Consider the following 1,659-nt stretch of genomic DNA (forward strand, 5'->3'; position numbering starts at 1 on the left):
GTACGTCGCCATCCATGAGACACCTCCTGCTGTGCAGGTGTCACCTCGGACGAAAAGGTGCCTCAAACAACGAGGGTGATGGCCCGGCGCTTACCATTGAATGCGGCGTCAACGGGATCAATGTTCTGGGGTTGGCTACTGAGGTCACCAAGCTCATGCCGGACGAGCGCCGGCAGTTGGTCACCTGGCTGGCCAAAGATGGCGCAGGGCATGTGCCACTATCGGTGACAATCGCAGGCAATTCCGTGAAAGAGCAACACGATCAGATCGCACATGCCGAAGAAAGCGGCGTTGACTGGCTAATCCTGCAGCCGCCCTTGGTTGGTTCCTATCCTGCAGCAACGTATCTCGAATTCTTTGCGCGGGTTGCAGAGGTTACGGATCTTCCGGTCGCTATCCAGAATGCCCCAGCCTATCTGGGGCGTGGCCTGGGCGACAACGACATTCTTTGGCTTGCTGAGCGCTGCCCCAATTTCGGGCACATCAAATCCGAAAGCTCCGCCATTGAAACGGCGGAACTAGTGGCAAAGTCACCCGACAACTTTACCGTCCTCAATGGTCGGGGCGGGCTCGAGCTGATCGACGTCCTTCGTGCCGGTGCGGAGGGTTTCGTTGTCGCCCCCGATCTTGTTGATCCCGTTGTTCGGGCGTACGAGCAATGGATGCGGGGCGAACTCGTGGCGGCCGAGGCAACCTACGAGTCAGCATTACCGGCGATCGTATTCGTGATGCAGTCGGTTGAGCACCTAGTTACCTACGGCAAGCGCCTCATGGGGAAACGTGCCGGAATCGCGATCCACGACCGAGCACCAGCGGTGCCGGTGACGAAATTCGGCCTTGAACTAGTAAGACGGTACGCCGGTGGTGGCGCGCGTGATCCGGAAGTCGGTTAGGGAAACCAGCGTCTACGCAATCTCTTCAGAGCAAACCCCGGTGCGTTTTAGAGAGAACTCTATCCAGAATTGATTTGTCGACTCGATCCCTACCCCTCTCGAGGACTTCGCGGCAAATTTCCAGGCAAATTTCCTGTACCCTTTGGGCATGCCCTCCGCAATGCCAATAGATTTGCCGCCCTATCTCCTCGGAACTGATATCCGATCGTATCTGAAGTTCGTCGGACATGCCAATATTGACAAGATCGATGCACTCCTTCAAAGACAAAGGACCAATCGGATTCAAAATTTTGAGGCGATTGCGTAGAGGATCAATGTCGGATTGCCCTTCTGCGACGATCGATGAAAATTCCTGCGTGCCCACAACGCCGATCCGAAAAGAATTGGAAATCCAGAAATTCGCCTCGGTTGCAAAGATGTAAGAGACGATATGGTCCAGATACTTATTCTGGCCCAGAATCTGTTCAACATTCTCGAATACCAAGTACATAGGCCGCTCGTCGATATGCTCGGCCGCACTCTTCAGCAAGACGTGGAAAGCGGATTTTCCGGTTTTCGTATCACATTCCGATCCAAATAGCGGTTGTTCACGCGACGGCTCGATTAACGTCGATTCGTATATTGTGTTATTGAAGTCCACGATGCGCGCGAGGGATAAATCAATCTGGATATAGTCATCCGTGAACTATAGCTGGCAACGCTCATGAGCGTCACGCCGCGGCCTTTTCCTGTGCACATGATGGGCTGCGGCCGTAGAAAACGGCCA

General features: G+C 54.4%; 2 protein-coding genes. One reads left to right on the forward strand and one right to left on the reverse strand.

Annotated features, from left to right (window positions below):
• A partial coding sequence (locus tag P1J78_RS24800) for a dihydrodipicolinate synthase family protein (protein ID WP_275570047.1) occupies positions 1-893 on the forward strand: 893 nt, incomplete at its 5' end.
• Between the two features lie 25 nt (positions 894-918).
• Here the strand turns inward: P1J78_RS24800 and P1J78_RS24805 are convergent.
• Entirely contained in the window at positions 919-1,533 is a 615-nt protein-coding gene (locus tag P1J78_RS24805) for a hypothetical protein (RefSeq protein ID WP_275570048.1), read from the reverse strand.
• Positions 1,534-1,659: the final 126 nt, after the last annotated feature.

This window comes from Psychromarinibacter sediminicola (genome assembly GCF_029168335.1).
Taxonomy (GTDB): Bacteria; Pseudomonadota; Alphaproteobacteria; order Rhodobacterales; family Rhodobacteraceae; genus Psychromarinibacter; species Psychromarinibacter sediminicola.